This is a genomic window from Burkholderia sp. Tr-20390 (genome assembly GCF_017104595.1).
Lineage (GTDB): Bacteria > Pseudomonadota > Gammaproteobacteria > Burkholderiales > Burkholderiaceae > Burkholderia.
Genome location: NZ_JAAGPC010000114.1, coordinates 1 through 21747, shown reverse-complemented (window position 1 = coordinate 21747; position 21747 = coordinate 1). Strand labels below are relative to the sequence as shown.

At 64.7% G+C, this 21747-nt stretch carries 14 protein-coding genes; 4 read left to right on the top strand and 10 right to left on the bottom strand.

What is annotated here, in order from left to right; all coding sequences use genetic code 11:
- Positions 1-80: 80 nt before the first annotated feature.
- From lpdA to typA, 4 genes are all read right to left on the bottom strand, one after another.
- Complete coding sequence (lpdA, locus tag G3N98_RS25990) at positions 81-1511, bottom strand: dihydrolipoyl dehydrogenase (RefSeq protein WP_089425219.1); 1431 nt, start codon at positions 1509-1511, stop codon at positions 81-83.
- Between the two features lie 83 nt (positions 1512-1594).
- A complete protein-coding gene (gene odhB / locus G3N98_RS25985; protein ID WP_089456100.1) occupies positions 1595-2869 on the bottom strand; it encodes a 2-oxoglutarate dehydrogenase complex dihydrolipoyllysine-residue succinyltransferase in 1275 nt (424 codons plus the stop codon).
- Positions 2870-3004: 135 nt separating this feature from the next.
- Complete coding sequence (locus tag G3N98_RS25980) at positions 3005-5869, bottom strand: 2-oxoglutarate dehydrogenase E1 component (protein ID WP_046545499.1); 2865 nt, start codon at positions 5867-5869, stop codon at positions 3005-3007.
- A gap of 318 nt (positions 5870-6187) precedes the next feature.
- On the bottom strand, positions 6188-8014 hold the full coding sequence (gene typA, locus G3N98_RS25975; protein WP_039358989.1) for a translational GTPase TypA: 1827 nt from the start codon (positions 8012-8014) through the stop codon (positions 6188-6190).
- A gap of 328 nt (positions 8015-8342) precedes the next feature.
- Between typA and G3N98_RS25970 the strand changes: the two genes are divergently transcribed.
- The 4 genes from G3N98_RS25970 (at position 8343) to G3N98_RS25955 (ending at position 13273) form a co-directional block, all read left to right on the top strand.
- Entirely contained in the window at positions 8343-8834 is a 492-nt protein-coding gene (locus G3N98_RS25970; protein ID WP_089425217.1) for a MarR family transcriptional regulator, read from the top strand.
- Positions 8835-8921: 87 nt separating this feature from the next.
- Complete coding sequence (locus G3N98_RS25965) at positions 8922-10418, top strand: efflux transporter outer membrane subunit (protein ID WP_206149588.1); 1497 nt, start codon at positions 8922-8924, stop codon at positions 10416-10418.
- A gap of 52 nt (positions 10419-10470) precedes the next feature.
- Positions 10471-11685, top strand: a complete 1215-nt coding sequence (locus G3N98_RS25960) for an HlyD family efflux transporter periplasmic adaptor subunit (protein WP_206149587.1) — start codon at positions 10471-10473, stop codon at positions 11683-11685.
- Positions 11686-11713: 28 nt separating this feature from the next.
- Positions 11714-13273, top strand: a complete 1560-nt coding sequence (locus G3N98_RS25955) for a DHA2 family efflux MFS transporter permease subunit (RefSeq protein ID WP_206149586.1) — start codon at positions 11714-11716, stop codon at positions 13271-13273.
- An 85-nt stretch (positions 13274-13358) separates the two neighbouring features.
- On the opposite strand, the gene truB is transcribed toward G3N98_RS25955, so the two are convergent.
- From truB to rluB, 6 genes are all read right to left on the bottom strand, one after another.
- Positions 13359-14291 carry a tRNA pseudouridine(55) synthase TruB gene (gene truB, locus G3N98_RS25950; RefSeq protein WP_206149585.1) on the bottom strand — a complete coding sequence of 311 codons (933 nt, stop codon included), beginning with the start codon at positions 14289-14291 and terminating at the stop codon, positions 13359-13361.
- A gap of 13 nt (positions 14292-14304) precedes the next feature.
- Positions 14305-14703, bottom strand: a complete 399-nt coding sequence (rbfA, locus tag G3N98_RS25945; RefSeq protein WP_089425212.1) for a 30S ribosome-binding factor RbfA — start codon at positions 14701-14703, stop codon at positions 14305-14307.
- 114 nt (positions 14704-14817) lie between these two features.
- Complete coding sequence (infB, locus tag G3N98_RS25940; protein WP_089472652.1) at positions 14818-17736, bottom strand: translation initiation factor IF-2; 2919 nt, start codon at positions 17734-17736, stop codon at positions 14818-14820.
- Between the two features lie 91 nt (positions 17737-17827).
- Positions 17828-19303: a transcription termination factor NusA gene (nusA, locus tag G3N98_RS25935; RefSeq protein ID WP_006476166.1), complete on the bottom strand. Its 1476-nt coding sequence runs from the start codon at positions 19301-19303 to the stop codon at positions 17828-17830.
- Positions 19303-19761: a ribosome maturation factor RimP gene (gene rimP / locus G3N98_RS25930; RefSeq protein ID WP_014897219.1), complete on the bottom strand. Its 459-nt coding sequence runs from the start codon at positions 19759-19761 to the stop codon at positions 19303-19305. The genes nusA and rimP overlap by 1 nt, the downstream gene beginning before the upstream one ends.
- A gap of 453 nt (positions 19762-20214) precedes the next feature.
- A partial coding sequence (gene rluB / locus G3N98_RS25925; protein WP_206149584.1) for a 23S rRNA pseudouridine(2605) synthase RluB occupies positions 20215-21747 on the bottom strand: 1533 nt, incomplete at its 5' end.

The window sequence follows — 21747 nt, the reverse complement described above, 5'->3', positions numbered from 1 at the left end:
CGAAGGCGGGCGGGAATCCCCGCCCGCCTTCGTCATGAGACGGCTGCGCCGGCCGATGGCCGGCCGGCGCTATACCGCGCTCAGCTGTTCAGCGAGCGCTTGTCGACGGCGAGCGCCGCTTCGCGCATCACTTCCGACATCGACGGGTGCGGATGGCAGATGCGGGCGATGTCTTCCGACGCCGCCTTGAATTCCATCGCCACCACGGCTTCCGCGATCAGGTCCGACGCGTTCGCCGCGATCACGTGCACGCCGAGCAGTTCGTCGGTCTTCGCGTCCGCGATCATCTTCACGAAGCCGTCCGGCGCGTTCATGCCGAGCGCGCGGCCGTTGATCGAGAACGGGAACTTGCCCGACTTGATCTCGCGGCCTTCCGCCTTCAGCTGCTGCTCCGTCTTGCCGACCCAAGCGATTTCCGGGTACGTGTAGATCACCCACGGAATGCAGTTGTAGTCGATGTGCGGCTTCTGGCCGTCGATCACTTCCGCGACCAGCACGCCTTCGTCTTCCGCCTTGTGCGCGAGCATCGGGCCACGGACCACGTCGCCGATCGCGTACACGTTCGGCACCGCCGTGCGGCAGTGGTCGTCCACGTCGATGAAGCCGCGCTCGTTCGCCTTCAGGCCGATTGCCTCGAGGCCGAGGTTGTCGGTGTTCGGCACGCGGCCGACCGACACGATCAGGCGGTCGGCGTCGAGCGTCTGCGCGTTGCCGTCCTTGTCCGTGTAAGCGATCGACACGCCATTCGCGGTCGTCTTCACTTCGCCGATCTTCACGCCGAGGTTGATGTCGAGGCCCTGCTTCTTGAACAGCTTGGCCGCTTCCTTCGCGAGCGCTTCGTCAGCTGCGCCAAGGAAGGCCGGCAGCGCTTCGAGCACCGTCACTTCGGCACCGAGGCGACGCCACACCGAACCGAGCTCGAGGCCGATCACGCCTGCGCCGATCACGGCGAGCTTCTTCGGCACCGAGTCGAACGTCAGCGCACCTTCGTTGTCCGACACGATCTTGTTGTCGACCGGAATGCCCGGCAGGTGACGCGCCTTCGAGCCCGTCGCGATGATCACGTTCTTTGCGGTGACGACTTCGGTTTCACCTTCGCCGCTCACTTCGATCTGCACGCCGGCATCGGTCTTGCCGGTGAACTTGCCATGGCCCTTCAGCCAGGTGATCTTGTTCTTCTTGAACAGGAACTCGATCCCGCTCGTCATCTTCTCGACGATCGCGTCCTTGCGGCCGAGCATCTTCGCGACGTCGATCTTCACGCCGTCAACCGTGATGCCGTGGTCGGCCAGGTGGTGCGACGTGTTCTCGAACTCTTCCGACGATGCGAGCAGCGCCTTCGACGGGATGCAGCCGACGTTCAGGCACGTACCGCCAAGCTTCAGCGCGCCGGCCGGGTTCTTCCACTTCTCGATACAGGCAACCGTCTTGCCGAGCTGCGCGGCGCGGATCGCGGCGATGTAGCCGCCGGGGCCGGCGCCGATCACGACGACGTCAAATTCCTTGGACATGACAATCCTTTCTTCTTGTGCAGCCGCACGGGCCGCGCGTGTCGCGCGCCCGTGCGGTGCGGGTCAATGCGGTGAAACTCGGCTTACAGGTCGAGCAGCAGGCGTGCCGGATCTTCCAGCGCATCCTTCATCGCGACGAGCGACAGCACGGCTTCGCGGCCGTCGATGATGCGGTGGTCGTACGACAGCGCGAGGTAGTTGATCGGACGGATCACGATCTGGCCGTTTTCGACGACCGGACGCTCCTTCGTCGCGTGCACGCCGAGGATTGCCGACTGCGGCGGGTTGATGATCGGGGTCGACAGCATCGAGCCGAACACGCCGCCGTTCGAGATCGAGAACGTACCGCCCGTCATTTCCTCGATCGACAGCTTGCCGTCCTTCGCCTTCTGGCCGAACTCGGCGATCTTCTTTTCGATCTCGGCAAGGCTCAGTTGATCCGCGTTGCGCAGGATCGGCACGACGAGGCCGCGCGGCGAGCCGACAGCGATACCGATGTCGAAGTAGCCGTGGTAGACGATGTCGTTACCGTCGATCGACGCGTTCACGAGCGGGAACTTCTTCAGCGCGTGGACGGCCGCCTTCACGAAGAACGACATGAAGCCGAGCTTCACGCCATGTTCCTTCTCGAACTTGTCCTTGTACTTGTTGCGCAGTTCCATGACCGGGGCCATGTTCACTTCGTTGAACGTCGTCAGGATCGCGTTGGTCTGCTGCGACTCGAGCAGACGCTCGGCGATACGCGCACGCAGGCGCGACATCGGCACGCGCTGTTCCGGACGGTCGTTCAGCCAGGTCGCGGCCGATGCCGGCACCTTCACTTCAGGCAGCGACGGCTTCGCAGCGGCGGTCTTCGCCGGTGCGGCAGCCGGTGCGGCCTTCGGTGCGCTGCCTGCTGCCAGCGCGTCGCCCTTCGTGACGCGGCCGTCGCGGCCCGAACCTGCGACGTCGCCCGCCGACAGGCCCTTCTCGGCCAGCAGCTTCGATGCGGCCGGCGATGCGGTGGTCGACGATGCGGCTGCAGCGACCGGCTGTGCTGCGGGTGCGGCTGCAGCAGGCGCTGCTGCCGGCTTGACTTCGGCGGCGCCTGCCGCGGCTTCGGCTGCACCTGCCTTCGCTTCGGTGTCGATCGTTGCGATCAGCTGATCGGCAACGACGGTGTCACCGTCGTTCTGCAGCACTTGCGCGAGCACGCCCGCGGCCGGTGCCGGCACTTCGAGCACGACCTTGTCGGTCTCGAGTTCGATCAGGATTTCGTCTTGAGCAACTGCTTCGCCCGGCTTCTTCTTCCACTGCAGCATGGTGGCTTCCGAAACCGACTCCGAAAGCTGGGGGACTTTGACTTCTACGATAGCCATGTGATTTTCCTGGATGCTTAATCTGGGGTGTGACGAGGTTCGTGCGATTCCTTCGGCCGGTGCGGCGCGCGACGCGTCCGGCGGGCCAAAAGAGACGGGAAAGCGCATGGCGCCTTCCCGTTTCGCTTCCGTCGGTTATTTCGCGATCGATGCGCTCTTCAGGCGGCCGAACGCACCTTCGATGAGGGCCTTCTGCTGCTCGTAGTGCTTCGCGTAGTAGCCAACCGCCGGCGAGGCCGAAGCCGGACGGCCGCTGTATGCCAGCTTCTGCCCTTCCTTCATGCCTTCCTTCAGATGGTGCTCGACGTAGAACCAGGGGCCCTGGTTCTGCGGCTCGTCCTGCACCCAGACCACTTCAGTCGCGTTCTCGTACTTCTTCATTTCGGCTTCGAACTGCTTGTGCGCGAACGGATACAGCTGCTCGATGCGGATGATCGCGACGTCGTTCGCCTTCGCTTCGCGGCGATGGGCGACGAGGTCGTAATACACGCGGCCCGAGCATGCCAGCACGCGCTTGACCTTCTTCGCGTCGATGCCGCCGTCGGTTTCGCCCAGCACCGGCTGGAACGAACCCTTCGCGAGTTCCGACAGGTCCGACACCGCTTCCTTGTGACGCAGCAGCGACTTCGGCGTTGCGACGATCAGCGGCTTGCGGAACAGGCGGATCATCTGGCGACGCAGCAGGTGGAAAATCTGTGCGGGCGTCGTCGGTTGAACGACCTGCATGTTGTGATCGGCGCACAGTTGCAGGAAACGCTCGATACGCGTCGACGAGTGCTCCGGACCCTGGCCTTCGTAGCCGTGCGGCAGCAGCATCGTCAGACCCGACACGCGGCCCCACTTCACTTCGCCCGACGAGATGAACTGGTCGATCACGACCTGCGCGCCGTTGACGAAGTCGCCGAACTGCGCTTCCCACAGCACGAGCGTGTTCGGCTCGGCGGTCGAGTAACCGTATTCGAAGCCCAGCACCGCTTCTTCCGACAGCACCGAGTCGATCACCGTGAACTTCGCCTGGCCTTCGGCGATGTTCTGCAGCGGCACGTACGTGCCGTCGTTCCAGCGCTCGCGGTTCTGGTCGTGCAGCACCGCGTGACGGTGCGTGAACGTGCCGCGGCCCGAGTCCTGGCCGGTCAGGCGCACCGAGTAACCCGATGCGACGAGCGACGCGAACGCGAGGTGTTCGCCCATGCCCCAGTCGAGCGGCTGGTCGCCACGCGCCATGTTGCGGCGGTCGTTGATCACGCGCTCGACGAGCGGGTGGACCTTGAAGTTTTCCGGGACCGTCGTGATGCGTTCGCCGAGGCGCTTCAGTTCTGCGAGCGGCACGGCCGTGTCGGCTGCATCCGTCCACTTGCGGTTCAGGAACGGAACCCAGTCGACCGCGTACTTGCTCTTGTAGTTCGACAGGACCGGGTCGACCGTGTGGTGACCGTCGTCCATCGCCTTGCGGTACGCCTTCACGAAGTTGTCGGCGTCTTCCGCGGTGATCACGCCTTGCTGCACGAGCTTCTCGGCGTACAGCGCACGGGTGCCCGGGTGCTGCGCGATCTTCTTGTACATCAGCGGCTGCGTGACCGCCGGCGTGTCCTGCTCGTTGTGGCCCAGCTTGCGGAAGCAGACGATGTCGATCACGACATCCTTGTGGAACTGCATCCGGTAGTCGATCGCGATCTGGATCGCGAGCACGACAGCTTCCGGATCGTCGCCGTTCACGTGCAGCACCGGCGCCTCGATCATCTTGACGACGTCGGTACAGTACAGCGTCGAGCGCGCATCGCGCGGGTCGGACGTCGTGAAGCCGATCTGGTTGTTGATGACGATGTGCAGCGTGCCGTGCGTGCCGTAGCCGCGCGTCTGCGCGAGGTTCAGCGTTTCCATCACGACGCCCTGGCCAGCGAAGGCCGCGTCACCGTGGATCTGCACCGGCAGCACTTGCAGGCCGTCTTCGTCGCCGCGACGGTCCATCCGCGCCTTCGCGGAACCTTCGACCACCGGGTTCACGATTTCGAGGTGCGACGGGTTGAACGCGAGCGACAGGTGGACCGGGCCGCCTTCCGTCGACACGTCCGACGAGAAGCCCTTGTGGTACTTCACGTCACCGGCCGGCAGGTCGTCGACGTGCTTGCCTTCGAATTCGGCGAACAGGTCGGCCGGCATCTTGCCCAGCGTGTTGACCAGCACGTTCAGACGGCCACGGTGGGCCATGCCGATGATGATTTCCTGCACGCCGCGCTTGCCCGCGTGCTGGACGACTTCGTCCATCGCCGCGATGAAGCTTTCGCCGCCTTCGAGCGAGAAGCGCTTCTGGCCGACGTACTTGGTATGCAGGTAACGCTCGAGGCCTTCAGCGGCCGTCAGGCGATTCAGGATGTGCTTCTTCTCGTCTGCCGAGAAGTTCGGCGTCGCGCGGGTCGACTCCAGGCGCTCCTGCCACCAGCGCTTCTGTTCCGGGTCGCTGATGTACATGTACTCGGCGCCGATCGTGCCGCAGTACGTGTCGCGCAGACCCTTGACGATGTCACGCAGCGAAGCCTGGTCGAAACCGAAGTACAGGTTGCTTGCGCTGTACGTCTGGTCGAGGTCGCCTTCGGAGAAATCGTAGAACGCGGGTTCGAGCTCGGGAATGGCGGGACGTTCGCGACGCTTCAGGGGATCCAGATTGGCCCATTGCGAGCCAAGGAAGCGATACGCGCTGATAAGGGACTGGACGTGCACCTGCTTGCGTGCCGCAGCCAGGTTGGTCGTGCTTTCGCGCGGGATGAAGGCATTGGCCTTCGCGCGCTCGGCGAACGATTCGACGATCGGAAAATGGGCGACGTCATTGGCATTCGAACCGTCCGTTGCAGGCACATTCTGCAGCGCGTCGAAATACTCTCGCCAGTTCTCCGGCACCGATGCCGGATTGTTGAGGTATGCATCGTACAGTTCTTCAACGTACGAAGCATTGCCGCCGAACAGATAGGAGTTCAGCTGAAACTGCTTCATTACATCTGACATTTTACGCTCACCTTTCTTCGAGCTTCTCGAGAAATAGCGGGTTACTCAACCTTCCGCGACACGGCCTGACCGTTTAGCGGATTGCGAATCAAGTCTTGCTTGGAAGGACCTAAAACTTGCGTGCGCGCAGCATATCACAGAACCGATACCGGAGTTCACGGCGAAATGTGCCTGAAAGCACCGCGCGACGGGGTTTTGCCGGATTGCCACGACCCGCGGGAACAGTGTTTTGCAGACCGCCCGATTGCGCATCGCGCAGATGCAAAAAAGGCTGCCCGCAGGCAGCCTTTTCCGTGATGCAGCAAACGGCCGGAACGCTTAGTCGACCGCGCCTTCGCGGCTCGCGCGGCGACGCTCGTGCTCCTTCAGGAAGCGCTTGCGCAGGCGGATCGATTGCGGCGTCACTTCGACGAGTTCGTCGTCGTCGATGAATTCGACCGCGTATTCCAGCGACATCTGGACCGGCGGCACCAGGCGCACGGCTTCGTCGGTACCCGACGCGCGCACGTTGGTCAGCTGCTTGCCCTTGATCGGGTTCACGACGAGGTCGTTGTCGCGGCTGTGGATACCGATGATCATGCCCTCATAGAGCGCGTCACCCGGCTTCACGAACATGCGGCCGCGATCCTGCAGCTTCCACAGTGCATAGGCCACGGCAGCGCCGTCGTCCTGCGAGATCAGCACGCCGTTGCGGCGCTCGAACACCGAGCCGTCCTTGACCGGTGCGTACGAGTCGAAGATGTGGCTCATCAGGCCCGTACCGCGCGTGAGCGTCAGGAATTCGCTCTGGAAGCCGATCAGGCCACGTGCCGAGATCTTGTACTCCAGACGCGTGCGGCCGCGGCCGTCCGACGCCATGTCGAGCATCTCGCCCTTGCGGCGACCGAGCTCTTCCATCACGCCACCCTGATGTTCGTCCTCGACGTCGACGGTCAGCAGTTCGTACGGCTCGTGACGCACACCGTCGATTTCCTGCATCACGACGCGCGGACGCGACACGGCCAGCTCGTAGCCTTCACGACGCATGTTCTCGACGAGAATCGTCAGGTGCAGCTCACCACGGCCCGACACTTCGAACACCGTTTCGTCGCCGGTGTCCTTCACGCGCAGCGCGACGTTGTGGTTCAGCTCCTTCATCAGGCGATCGCGGATCTGGCGGCTCGTGACGAACTTGCCTTCGCGGCCGGCGAGCGGCGACGAGTTGACGAGGAAGTTCATCGTCAGCGTCGGCTCGTCGACGGTGATCATCGGCAGCGCTTCCGGCGTATCCACCGCGCAGATCGTTGCGCCGATGCCGACGTCTTCAATGCCGTTGATCAGCACGATGTCGCCCGCTTCAGCCGATTCGACCTGCACGCGCTCGAGACCCGTGAACGACAGCACCTGGTTGATCTTGCGGTTCAGCACGTCGCCTTCCGGGCCGAAGCGCATCGCGACCGGCTGGCCCGGCTTGATGCGACCGCGCGTGATGCGGCCGACGCCGATCCGGCCAACGTACGTCGAATAGTCGAGCGACGTGATCTGCAGCTGCAGCGGCGCGTCCGGATCCGCCGGGCGGACCGGCACGTGCTCGAGGACTGCCTCGAACAGCGGGCGCATGTCGCCTTCGCGCGCGGCCGGGTCGAGCGACGCATAGCCGTTCAGGCCCGATGCGTAGACGATCGGGAAATCGAGCTGCTCTTCGGTTGCGCCCAGCTTGTCGAACAGGTCGAAGGTCTGGTTGATGACCCAGTCGATCCGCGCACCCGGACGGTCGATCTTGTTGACGATGACGATCGGCTTCAGGCCGAGCGCGAGCGCCTTCTTCGTGACGAAGCGGGTCTGCGGCATCGGGCCCTCGACCGCGTCGACGAGCAGCAGCACCGAGTCGACCATCGACAGCACGCGCTCCACCTCGCCACCGAAGTCCGCGTGCCCCGGCGTGTCGACGATGTTGATGTGCGTGCCTTCGTACTCGACCGCGCAGTTCTTCGCGAGAATCGTGATCCCGCGCTCTTTTTCGATGTCGTTCGAGTCCATCACCCGTTCGGCAATCTGCTGGTTCTCGCGGAAGGTGCCGGACTGGCGAAGCAGTTGGTCGACGAGCGTGGTCTTGCCGTGGTCGACGTGGGCGATGATGGCGATATTGCGAAGGGCGCGGGTCATAGAAACCTGGAAATCGTTTGAACGCGCAAAAGCGCCCGCTCGTTTGTCACGGGCGCGCGCATTGCAGCTTGGAAAGCCACAAATTATAGCACGTGCGGATGTCGCGAGCTGACGGGCACGTTGCGACGCGACACCAGACGGCCGGCACGCCCTCCCCTTGAACCCGCCGGTCGGCCGAAGCCCGCATCATTGGCACGCCCAAAAACCTTATCGGGATAGTGGATTTATGGGACACAAAGCGCGCCCTTTGCCGTTCGATTAACATTTGCCGCGGCAAGCAACTGTGCCTATACTGCTGCCTAGTCAACTATTGCAGCTTCAGGGTTTTATGCCGGATTCTTCTACCCAACCACCCGTCTCGCAGCTGTCTTCATATCAGATGAACGACAGCGTCGGTTATCTGATGTCGCGCGTGAAGTCGGTGATGACCAACCTCGTCACGCAACGCACGCAGGAAGAGCTCGGCATCACGGGCACGCAGGCGAGCATGCTGTTCATGATCGCGGTCGGCAAATGCTCGACGGCCGCCGAGCTCGCGCGCGAGTACGGGATCGACGCGAGCGCGGTCACGCGCCTGCTCGACCGGGTCGAGAAACGCGGCCTGCTGTCCCGCGTGCGCAGCATCGAGGATCGGCGTGTCGTGCGCCTCGAGCTGACCGACGAAGGCCGTGCGCTCGCCGAACGGCTGCCGCCGATTTTCCGCAGCGTGCTCGACCAGGTGCTGGACGGGTTTACGCCGGAAGAAGTCGGGTTCCTGAAGAGCATGCTGCGCCGCATTCTCAGCAACTACTGCGAGACCGCCGGCGGCAGCATCACGTAATAGTTGCCATAACAATTACTTTTGACAGATTAATGTAAGGAAATCCTTGCAGTGTCCATCATTCATTCCGAGTCAGGGATCAGCGCGATGAAATCCACCCCGTTGTCCGTGCGCGCCGGGTCGTGCCGCGCCGCCGTCGCCGCCGCGGTCGCCGCACTGGCGCTGGCGGGCTGCGCGAACTACATCGGCATCAAGAGCGACAAGCAGATCGCCCCCGCGTCGCAATTCGAATCCGCCCAGAGCCTGCCAGCCCAGGGCGGCCAGTGGCCGGCGCTCGACTGGGCCAGCCAGTTCGGCGATCCGCAGTTGCCGAAGCTGATCGACGAAGCCCTGCAGGGCAATCCGTCGATCGCGCAGGCGCAGGCGCGCATCGCAAAGGCGTCGTCATACATCGAATCGTCGCGCTCGAACCTGATGCCGAAGGCGGAAGCCAGCTATTCGTGGACGCGCGAGCTGTATTCGTCGAACGCGCTGTTCCCGCCCCCGTACGGCGGCCAGTGGTACAGCGAGAACAACGCGCTCGCGAGCGCGTCGTGGGAGCTCGACCTGTGGGGCAAGAACCGCGAACGCCTGCACACCGCCGTATCGCAGGAAAAGGCGGCCGAAGCCGACATGCAGCAGGCACGCGTCACGCTCGCGTCGTCGGTCGCACGCACCTACAACTCGCTCGCGCAACTCTATGCGCTGCGTGATATCGCGCAGCGCGAGATCACCAACCGCGAGACGGTCGGCAAGATCACCGACGGCCGCGTGTCGGCCGGTCTCGACACCAACGTCGAACGCCAGACGGCGCGCGGCAATATCGCAACGACCCAGGCTTCGCTGTCCGATCTCGATGGCCAGATCACGACGGTGCGCTACCAGCTCGCCGCGCTGCTCGGCAAGGGCCCGGATCGCGGGCTGCAGATCGCGGCGCCCGTGGTGAACCCGAGCGGCGAAGTCGCGCTGCCCGGCAACCTGCCGGCCGATCTCGTGTCGCGCCGCCCCGACATCGTCGCCGCGCGCTGGCAGGTCGAAGCCGCGATGCACGACGTGAAGGAAGCGAAGGCCGAGTTCTATCCCGACGTGAACCTCGCGGCCGGCTTCGGCTTCGATGCATTCGGCTGGGGCAAATTCCTGAACTTCGCGAGCCGTCAGGCGCAGTTCGGCCCGGCGATCCACCTGCCGATTTTCGACGCCGGCGCGCTGCGCGCGCAGCTCAAGGGCCGCTACGCGGACTTCGACCTGTCGGTGGCGAACTACAACCAGACGCTGATCAGTGCGCTGAACGACGTCGCGACGCAGGTTGCATCGATCCGCGCGGTCGATCGCCAGATGGGCGATGCGCAACGCGCACTCGACGCATCGACGCGCGCCTATGACCTCGCGGTCATCCGCTACAAGGCCGGCCTGTCGCCGCAGCTGCAGGTGCTGACCGCGGACAGCAACCGCCTCGCATCAGAGCAGACGGTGACCAACCTGAAGATGCGCCGCCGCGACATGCAGCTCGCGCTGATCAAGGCGCTGGGCGGCGGGTTCGACGCGACCGGCACGCCGCTCGCCGCACCCGATGCCGACAAGCCGACAAAACAGGCCGCCAACTGATCCGGCGCCACCACTACGCAGACACTCGAAATAACGGACGGAGAAAATCGCCATGAGCGACCAACAAAACGCCGCCAGCGCGCAGCCGCAGAACAACGGCAAGCGCAAACGGATGATGACGCTGCTCGTCGCGGTCATCGTGATCGCGGCCATCGCGTATGGTCTGTACTACTTCCTCGTCGCCCGCTTCCATGAAGGGACCGACGACGCGTACGTGAACGGCAACGTCGTGCAGATCACGCCGCAAGTCACCGGTACCGTGATCGCGGTGAAGGCCGACGATACGCAGACCGTCAAGGCCGGCGATCCGCTCGTCGTGCTCGACCCGGCCGACTCGCAAGTCGCGCTGCAGCAGGCCGAAGCCAATCTCGCGCAAACGGTGCGCCAGGTGCGCGGCCTGTTCGTCAACGACGACCAGTACCGCGCGCAAGTCGCGCTGCGCCAGTCCGACCTGTCGAAGGCCGAGGACGACCTCCGCCGCCGCGTAGCCGTCGCGCAGACGGGCGCCGTGTCGCAGGAAGAAATCTCGCACGCTCGCGACGCCGTTCGCGCCGCCCAGGCATCGCTTGACGCCTCGCAGCAACAGCTCGCGTCGAACCGCGCGCTGACCGCGAACACGACCATCGCCTCGCACCCGAACGTGATGGCCGCGGCCGCGAAGGTTCGTGACGCGTACCTGGCGAATGCCCGTAACGTGCTGCCCGCGCCGGTCACCGGCTATGTCGCGAAGCGCTCGGTGCAGGTCGGCCAGCGCGTGTCGCCGGGCACGCCGCTGATGTCGGTGGTGCCGCTGAACGCCGTGTGGGTCGATGCGAACTTCAAGGAAGTCCAGCTCAAGCACATGCGCATCGGCCAGCCGGTCGAACTGACGGCCGACATCTACGGCTCGTCGGCGGTCTACCACGGCAAGGTGGTCGGCTTCTCGGCCGGTACGGGCTCGGCGTTCTCGCTGCTGCCGGCGCAGAACGCGACGGGTAACTGGATCAAGGTCGTGCAGCGCCTGCCGGTGCGGATCGAACTCGATCCGAAGGATCTCGACAAGCACCCGCTGCGCATCGGCCTGTCGATGCAGGTCGACGTGGACATCAAGGACGAACGCGGCGACCAGCTCGTGAACGCGCCGAACACCGTCTACGAGACCAACGTGTTCGCGAAGTACGGCGACGAAGCCGATGCCGAAATCGCCCGCATCATCGCGGAGAACGCAGGCGGCAACGCATCGGCGCCGGCCGCGTCGAAGTCGAATGCCGTCGCGAAGATGATGTAACCGTTCCGACTCCGGAAAAACAACCGACATGGCACAGGCTCCTGTCTCTCACCCGCCCTTGCAGGGCGGGCAACTCGTGATCGGGACGATCGCGGTATCGCTCGCGGTGTTCATGAACGTGCTCGACACGTCCATCGCGAACGTCGCGATCCCGACCATCTCGGGCGACCTCGGCGTGTCGTCCGACCAGGGCACGTGGGTCATCACGTCGTTCGCGGTCGCGAACGCGATCTCGGTGCCGCTGACCGGCTGGCTGACCGACCGCTTCGGGCAGGTGCGCCTGTTCCTCGCGTCGATCATCCTGTTCGTGATTTCGTCGTGGATGTGCGGTCTCTCGCCCAACCTGCCGTTCCTGCTGGGGTCGCGCGTGCTGCAAGGCGCGGTGGCGGGCCCGATGATTCCGCTGTCGCAAGCGCTCCTGCTGTCGAGCTATCCACGCGCCAAGGCACCGATGGCGCTCGCGCTATGGGCGATGACGACGCTGATCGCGCCCGTCGCCGGCCCGATCCTCGGCGGCTGGATCTCGGACAACTACTCGTGGCCGTGGATCTTCTACGTCAACATCCCGGTCGGCGTCGCCGCCGCCGCCGCGACGTGGATGATCTATCGCAATCGGGAGTCGGCCGTGCGTCGCGCGCCGATCGACGGCGTGGGCCTCGCGCTGCTGGTCATCTGGGTCGGATCGCTGCAGATCATGCTCGACAAGGGCAAGGATCTCGACTGGTTCGCGTCGACGACGATCATCGTGCTCGCGCTGACCGCCGTCATTGCGTTCGCGTTCTTCGTCATCTGGGAATTGACTGCCGAGCACCCGGTCGTCGACCTGTCGCTGTTCCGCATGCGGAACTTCACCGGCGGCACGGTTGCGCTGTCGATCGGGTACGGTCTGTACTTCGGCAACCTCGTACTGTTGCCGCTGTGGCTACAGACGCAGATCGGCTACACCGCGACCGACGCCGGTCTCGTGATGGCGCCGGTCGGGCTGTTCGCGATCTTGCTGTCTCCGCTCACCGGGAAGTATCTGCCGCGCACCGATCCGCGCTTCATCTCGACGGCGTCGTTCCTGACGTTTGCGCTGTGCTTCTGGATGCGCTCGCGCTACACGACGGGCGTCGACGAATGGTCGCTGACGCTGCCGACGCTCGTGCAGGGCATCGCGATGGCCGGCTTCTTCATCCCGCTGGTGTCGATCACGCTGTCCGGCCTGCCCGGCCACCGTATTCCCGCGGCATCGGGCCTGTCGAACTTCGTGCGGATCATGTGCGGTGGCATCGGCACATCGATCTTCCAGACGGCCTGGGACCATCGCAACAACTTCCATCACGCGCAACTGGTCGAGCAGACGAACGTCTACAACCCGACGTTCAACCAGGCCGTCACGCAGATGGGCAACCTCGGGCTGACGCAGGACCAGGCGCACGGGCTGATCAACAACATGGCCACGCAGCAGGCCGCGCAGCTCGGCGTGAACGACCTGTTCTACATCTCGGCGGCGATCTTCGTGCTGCTGATCGGGCTGATCTGGATCACGAAGCCCGAGCGCTCGGGTGGTGGCGATGCAGGTGCCGCGGCGTCGGCCGCACACTGAACACGCAGCCTGGACGCAAACAAAAAGCCCGGTCGACATCGACCGGGCTTTTTTATTCCAACGGGAGCGCGTTCGCGCGGCGGCGTCAGGCCGCCGTGACGACGAGCCGTTCCGGCGCAAGTACGCCGTTCGCCTTGCGCGCCACGCCGAGCAACCGAGTGGCGTCATAGACGCGCACGCGCTCACCTTCGGCCGCATCGATCGGATCGAGCGCCGACAGCGGCAGACGCTGGCCGTGCAGGAACCGTTTCGCGCTGGTTTCATCGAGACGAACCAGCGGAAACGTCGACAGCAACGCGTCGACCGGCTGGAGCCACGCATCGCGCGACGCTTCGTCGGCATCGGACAGCGCATCGAGCGTCACCGCATGCTCGAGCGTCAGCGCGCCGACGCCCGTGCGACGCAGCATCGTCAGATGCGCGCCGCAACCGAGCGCCTCGCCGATATCCTCCGCCAGCGTACGCACGTAAGTGCCCTTGCTGCAGGTCACGCGAAACGTCACATCAGGCAGGTCGCACGCGAGCAGGTCGAGTGCGAGAATCGTCACGTTGCGGCCCTCGCGCTCGACGGTCTGCCCCGCCCGCGCATATTCGTACAGCGGCTTGCCATCGCGCTTGAGCGCCGAATACATCGGCGGCACCTGCACGATCTCGCCGGTGAAGCGCACGAGCGCGGCTTCCACCGCCGTGCGGTCGCATTCGACCGGCCGCGTGTCGATCACCTCGCCTTCCGCGTCGCCGGTGGCCGTACGCTGGCCGAGACGCATCGTCGCTTCGTACGTCTTGTCCGCTTCGAGCAGATCCTGCGAGAACTTCGTCGCCTCGCCGAAGCACAGCGGCAGCAGGCCCGAAGCCAGCGGATCGAGCGTACCGGTGTGACCGGCTTTCTTCGCGAGCAGCAGACGCTTCGCGCGAATCAGCGCATCGTTGCTCGACAGGCCGACCGGCTTGTCGAGCAGGAGGACGCCGTCCAGCACGCGCCGGGGCACGCGCGGACGTTGGGGTGCTGCAGTCGTCATAGGCCGGTCGAGCTCAGTCGTCCTTGGCGGCCGAATCGGCCTCGTCGTCGTCCTTCGCGCGCGTCGAGTTCGCTTCCTTGATCAGGCGCGACATTTCCACGGCCTTCTCGATCGTCTGGTCGTAGTGGAAGTGCAGCGTCGGCACCGTATGGATGTGCAGGCGCTTGAACAACAGGTTGTGCAAGTGACCCGACGCGTGGTTCAGCGCTTCCTGCGTCTTGTCCGGATCGCCGGTCAACGCGGTGAAGTAGACCTTCGCGTGTGCGTAATCCGGCGTGAGTTCCACGCTCTGGATGGTCACGATGCCGATGCGCGGGTCTTTGACCTCGCGCATGATGAGTTCCGACAGATCGCGCTGAATCTGGTCAGCGATCTGCACGTTGCGATTGGGGGAAGTACGTTTCCTGGACATGATCGATCCGTGATCCGTTTATCAGGATAAAGCGGCGGCCAGTGTTGGCGCGCCACCATGAAAATGGGCGGGACAGGCCCAAGCCTGCCCCGCCCATGAGCCGATGCGCGAGGGTTACAGCGTACGCGCGACTTCGGTCACTTCGAAGACTTCGAACTGGTCGCCTTCGACGATGTCGTTGAAGTTCTTCACCGACATACCGCACTCGAAGCCTTGCTTCACTTCCTTCACGTCGTCCTTGAAGCGCTTCAGCGATTCGAGTTCGCCCGTGAAGATCACGACGTTGTTGCGCAGCACGCGCACCGACGACGAGCGCTTGACGACACCGTCCGTCACCATACAGCCGGCGACTGCACCGATCTTCGGTACCTTGAAGACCTGGCGCACCTCGACCATGCCGGTGATGACTTCGCGCTTTTCCGGCGCCAGCATGCCCGACATCGCCGCCTTCACCTCATCCACTGCGTCATAGATGATGTTGTAGTAACGGATGTCGATGCCGTTCGACTCGGCCAGCTTGCGCGCCTGCGCATCTGCACGCGTGTTGAAGCCGATGATGACCGCCTTCGATGCCGTTGCGAGGTTGACGTCGTTTTCGCTGATGCCACCCACCGCGCTGTGCACGATCTGCACGCGCACTTCGTCGGTCGACAGCTTGAGCAGCGACTGCACGAGTGCTTCCTGCGAGCCTTGCACGTCCGCCTTGATGATGAGCGGCAGGTTCTGCACTTCGCCTTCGCCCATCTGCTCGAGCATGCTTTCCAGCTTCGCGGCCTGCTGCTTCGCAAGCTTGACGTCGCGGAACTTGCCCTGGCGGAACAGCGCGATCTCACGCGCCTTGCGCTCGTCCGGCAGCACGATCACTTCTTCGCCCGCACCCGGCACTTCCGACAGACCCTGGATTTCGACCGGGATCGACGGGCCGGCTTCCTTCGTCGGCTTGCCGTTTTCGTCGAGCATCGCGCGCACGCGGCCATAGGCCGTACCCGCCAGCACGACGTCGCCTCGGTTCAGCGTACCGGACTGCACCAGGATCGTCGCGACCGGGCCCTTGCCCTTGTCGAGCTTCGCTTCGATCACGATGCCCTTGGCCGGCGCCTCGACCGGTGCCTTCAGTTCCAGCACTTCGGCTTGCAGCAGCACGTTCTCGAGCAGATCGTCGATACCCGCGCCCGTCTTCGCCGAAACCGGCACGAACGGCGAATCGCCGCCGTACTCTTCCGGCACGACGCCTTCCGCGACCAGCTCCTGCTTGACGCGATCGAGATTCGCGTCCGGCTTGTCGATCTTGTTGATCGCGACGACGATCGGCACACCGCCTGCCTTCGCGTGGGCGATAGCTTCCTTCGTCTGCGGCATCACACCGTCGTCGGCTGCCACCACCAGCACCACGATGTCGGTCGCCTTCGCGCCGCGTGCACGCATTGCCGTGAACGCTTCGTGACCCGGCGTATCGAGGAACGTGATGACGCCGCGCGGTGTTTCGACGTGGTATGCGCCGATATGCTGCGTAATGCCGCCCGCTTCGCCCGCTGCAACCTTCGCGCGGCGGATGTGGTCGAGCAGCGAGGTCTTGCCGTGGTCGACGTGACCCATGACCGTGACGACCGGCGGACGCGGCAGTTGCTCCGCATCGGTACCGGTTTCGCCTTCGACGAGCAGCGCTTCCGGATCGTCCAGCTTCGCGGCAACCGCGCGGTGGCCCAGTTCTTCGACGATGATCATCGCCGTTTCCTGGTCCAGCACCTGGTTGATCGTGACCATCTGGCCCATCTTCATCATCACCTTGATGACTTCGGAGGCCTTGACCGACATCTTGTGCGCGAGGTCGGCAACCGACACGGTTTCCGGCACGTGCACTTCACGAACGATCGGTTCGGTCGGCGCCTGGAACGTCGAGCTGTCCTGGTGACGGCCGCGACCCTTCGGGCCGCCGCGCCAGCCGCGGTCGACACCGCCGCTCGAATCGCCGCGCGTCTTGATGCCGCGACGCTTCGACGCGTCGTCCTGCCAGCCGCCCTTGCCTGCGCCCGGCTTCTTGTTGCGGTCGCCCGCACCTGCCGGCGCAGTCGTAGCCGGCGCTGCCGCACCGGCCGGCTTCTTCACGGCCGGACGCGCCTGCGCACCTTCCGGCTTTGCCGGCTTGTGCAGCGTGCCCTTCGCTTCGGCCGGCTTCGGCGGCTCGACCGGCTTCGGCGGCTCGACTGCCTTGACCACGGCCTTGCGCGGCGTGTTCATCATTTCGCGGATCGCACGCGCCTCGGCTTCCGCCGCTGCACGACGCTTGCTGATCTCTTCCTGCTCGGCGCGCGCCTTGTCCGCCGCCTCGCGGGCAGCGTCTTCAGCCTTCTTCGCCGCTTCGCGCTGAGCCGCACGTTCGGCGGCTGCGCGTGCTTCGTCCTGCGCGGACTGCGTGCTGGCCGCTTCCTGCTGCTCGGCTGCAGCAGCCTGCTGTGCGGCTGCCTGCTGCTGTGCCGCCGCGGCTTCGGCCGCGGCACGCTTCGTCGCTGCCTCTTCCTCGGCGCGACGACGCTCGGCTTCAGCCGCTTCCTCGCGGGCGCGGCGCTCTGCTTCCTCGCGCTCGAGGCGTTCCTGACGCTCGCGAAGCTCCTGCGCCTGCTTCTCGAGCAGCTCGGCCTCACGGCGCGCTTCTTCTTCGCGACGCTTCAGTTCCGCATCGTCGTCCGCTTCGGCGACCTGCGCCTGACCCTGTTCCGCACCCTCGCTCACGTCGTCGCGCTTGACGAACGTACGCTTCTTGCGGACCTCGACCTGAATGGTGCGAGCCTTGCCCGTCGCGTCAGATTGCTTGATCTCCGACGTATGCTTGCGGGTCAGCGTGATCTTGCGCTTGTCGCCGTCGGTTGCGCCGTGCGACTTGCGCAAATGATCGAGCAGACGCGCCTTGTCCGTTTCGGACAGCGCATCGTCTTCACTCGCTTTCTGGACGCCCGCTGCCTGCAGCTGTTCGAGCAGCACACCAGCAGGCATTTTCAGTTCCGCGGCAAATTGGGCTACGTTGTTACTCGCCATTCATTCCTCTTAGTGCAAGGACCGATTCCTTGCGGTTAGCATCGGGTCAGGCCATACGGCCGCCATCAAATCAGTGCGCCATGGTCATTTCTCACTGGAACCAATGTTCACGTGCTTTCATGATCAACGCCTTAGCGGCATCCTCTTCCATCCCGGTCATGTCGACCAGTTCATCTACAGCCAGCTCGGCGAGATCGTCGCGCGTCTGCACGCCGTGTTCGGCCAGCTTCGCGAGCAGCTCCGGCGTGATGCCGTCGAGGCTCTTGAGATCCAGCGCTGCGTTCTCGACCTTTTCTTCGTTCGCGATGGCCATCGTCAACAGCGCGTCGCGTGCGCGATTGCGCAGTTCGTGCACGGTGTCCTCGTCGAACGCCTCGATTTCGAGCATTTCGTTGAGCGGCACGTACGCGATCTCTTCCAGGCTCGTGAAGCCTTCGTCGATCAGGATGTCGGCAACTTCTTCGTCGACGTCGAGACGCGCCATGAACAGTGCACGCAGCCGGTCACGCTCTTCACCCTGCTTCAGGGCGGATTCGTCCGGCGTCATGATGTTGATCTGCCAGCCGGTCAGTTCGCCTGCAAGACGAACGTTCTGACCGCTGCGGCCGATCGCGACAGCCAGCTCGTTCTCGTCGACGACGACGTCCATCGAGTGCTTTTCTTCATCGACGACAATCGACTGAACAGCTGCCGGCGCGAGCGCGCCGATCACGAACTGGGCGGGATCCTCCGACCATAGCACGATGTCGATGTTTTCGCCACCGAGCTCGTTGCGCACGGCCTGCACGCGGGAACCGCGGATGCCGACGCAGGTGCCGATCGGATCGATCCGCTTGTCGTACGCGATGACGCCGATCTTCGCGCGCACGCCCGGGTCACGGGCAGCCGCCTTGATTTCGAGCAGGCCCTGCTCGATTTCCGGCACTTCCATCTCGAACAGCTTCATCAGGAACTCGGGCGCCGTACGCGACAGCTCGATCTGCGGGCCGCGCGCGGTGCGGTCGACCTTCGCGATGTAGGCGCGCACGCGGTCGCCCACGCGCAGGTTTTCCTTCGGGATCAGCTGATCGCGGCGCAGCAGCGCCTCGACACGGCCCGATTCGACGATGAAGTTGCCCTTGTCGAGGCGCTTCACCGTACCCGTCATGATCTTTTCACCCCGCTCGAGGTAGTCGTTCAGGATCTGCTCGCGCTCGGCGTCGCGCACCTTCTGCAGGATCACCTGCTTGGCCGCCTGCGCGCCGATGCGACCGAACTCGATCGACGGAACGGGTTCCTCGACATACTCGCCGACTTCGACGTCGGGCTTCTGCTCACGTGCTTCGAACAGCAGGATCTCGCGATCCGGCTCCTGCAAGCCTGCCTCGTCGGGCACGACGAGCCAGCGACGGAAGGTTTCGTGCTCGCCGCTTTCGCGATCGATATGGACGCGGATTTCGGCGCCTTCGTCGAACAGCTTCTTGGAAGCGGACGCGAGCGCAGCCTCGAGGGCGCCCAGCACCACATCCTTGTCGACGTTTTTCTCGCGCGCCAGCGCATCCACCAGCATCAACACTTCGCGACTCATTATTTGCGGCTCCTAAAGTCAACTTGCGGAATCAGGCGGGCTTTGTCGATATCGGCCAGCGTGAAATCCAGCATGGCCGCCTCGCCCTTCTTCCTCTCAAATTCCAAACCGATCGTTTCGCCATTCGGCGCGTGCAGAATGCCCCGGTACGTCTTGCGCCCGTCCAGCGGCTTTTTCAAGGTCACGGAAACTTCGCTGCCAGCGAAGCGCTCGAAGTCGGCCAGCTTCTTCAACGGGCGGTCGAGCCCCGGGGACGAGACTTCGAGCCGTTCGTAATCGATGTTTTCGACCGTCAAGACGTGCTGGAGCTGACGCGTGACCTTTTCGCAATCTTCGAGCGAGATGCCGGCAGGCTGATCGATATAGATGCAAAGCATGCCGCGCCCGGTGCGCTCGAGATCCACCAGCTCGTAGCCGAGCCCGGTGACCGTGGTTTCTATCAGTTCCGTCAGTTGCACTGTGTCCTCTCAGGTGTTCGCGCCCGCCGCTCGCGATTACACCCGCGGGCGCGCGCCTTAGCCGGCGCAGGAAGCGCTACCCGAGATGCCTAACCGTTTCAGCAAAAAAAAATGGGCGGAACGCCCATCTTCTTACTGGTGGTCGCACCTGAGCCGCACATTGAATCCGTACGCCCAGCGACTCCGCGATTATAGCGATTTTTGGCGCAAACGCCAAGCCAGCCGGCAAAAGCAGCGTGTCGCCTGCCTTTACGGCCCAAAAATGCGAAATCGGGCTGCACGATCAACCGGCGCCATGACGGCAAGCCGGAGATCGGTCATGCCAGCGGCCATCCAGCACCGCGTGACATATATACAGTCGAAAGCAATAAACGCAATGCCTCGCGCCGACAAGACCGGCCGGATACCGATCCGGCCGTCACACCGGCGGCCTTGCACCGCATGCCTGATTGCTCAGCGGCTGCGCGTGCGGCTGCGCTGCGGACGCTGACCGCCACGCGGGCCGCCGCCGTTGCCGGCACCCTCGGCACGATTGCCGTTCGGGTTGCGGTTACCGCCCTTGCTGCCGCCGCGCTTGGGGCCCGCGCCGTCGCGCTTGGGGCCTGCGCCATACGATGCGCGGTTGCCGTCGACATCGCCACGGCCACCGCCAGCGCGATTGCCATCGCGCCCGCCTCCGCCCGCACGGTTGCCATCCCGGCCGCCGCCGGCGCGATTGCCGTAGCCCGACGGCGCGACCGGCAGGCTGCCGTAGCCGCTCAGACCCGGCAGGCCCGGCCCGCCGCGACGACCGCCGCCGCGACGCGGCTGATCCAGCTGCCCGTGTGTCGTCAGCACCGGCTCTCGGCCGATGAAGCCCATCGACGTCTGCATCGGATCGGGCTGGCGACGCTCTGCCTGGCCGGCACCGCCGCGCTTGCCCTTCTCCTCGGTCGGCGCCTTCAGGCCGACGGTCGCCATCAGCTTGCGCACCTGCGTGTCGTCGAGCTCTTCCCAGCGACCGCGCTTCAGGCCGCGCGGCAGCGGAATCGGGCCGTGACGCGTACGGATCAGGCGGCTCACCATCAGACCGACCGCCTCGAACATCCGGCGCACCTCGCGGTTGCGGCCTTCTGCCAGCGCAACGTGATACCAGTGGTTCGTGCCTTCGCCGCCGCCGTCGCGGATGCGCAGGAAGTTCGCCGGGCCGTCATCGAGCTCGACGCCGTGCAGCAGCTTCTGCCGCATGCCTTCGGCCAGCTCGCCGACGACGCGCACCGCGTACTCGCGCTCGACACTGTAGCGCGGGTGCATGAAGCGGTTGGCGAGGTCACCCGAAGTCGTCAGCATCAGCAGACCTTCGGTATTGAAGTCGAGGCGGCCCACCGCGAGCCATTTCGCCGTCTTCATCGGCGGCAGGCGGTCGAACACCGACGGACGGCCTTCCGGATCCGCGTGGCTGACGATCTCGCCCGTCGGCTTGTGGTACAGCAGCACACGCGGCGGCTTGTTCGGCAGCTTGCGCTTGACCGGCTTGCCGTTGATCCGCACCTGGTCGGTCGGCATGATGCGCTGGCCGATGTGCGCGGGCTCGCCATTCACCGACACGCGGCCGGCGACGATCAGTTCTTCCATTTCGCGGCGCGAGCCCATGCCCGCTTCCGCCAGCACCTTGTGAAGCTTCGGCGCGTCGTCGTCCGGCGACAGCACGCGCTTGTTCGCCGGCTGGCTACGGCCGCGACGCAGCATCGGTGCACGCACGCCGCTACCGCCCGCGGAGTTGTCCGCGTCGAATGCCGGCGACGTCACGTAGGCGAACAGTTCGTCCTGGGACGCATCGCCCTCCGCCTTTGCCGCACCGCTTTCAACCTTCGGCGCGCTGCCGCGACGGCCCTGGCCGCCTTGGCCGCCCTGAGCCTTGGCCGCGCCTTCGCGCTTGGCCGCCGGCTTGCGAGCACCCTTGGCCGCACCCTCCTTGCGCGGCGCACGCGTCGGCTGCTGCGCTTG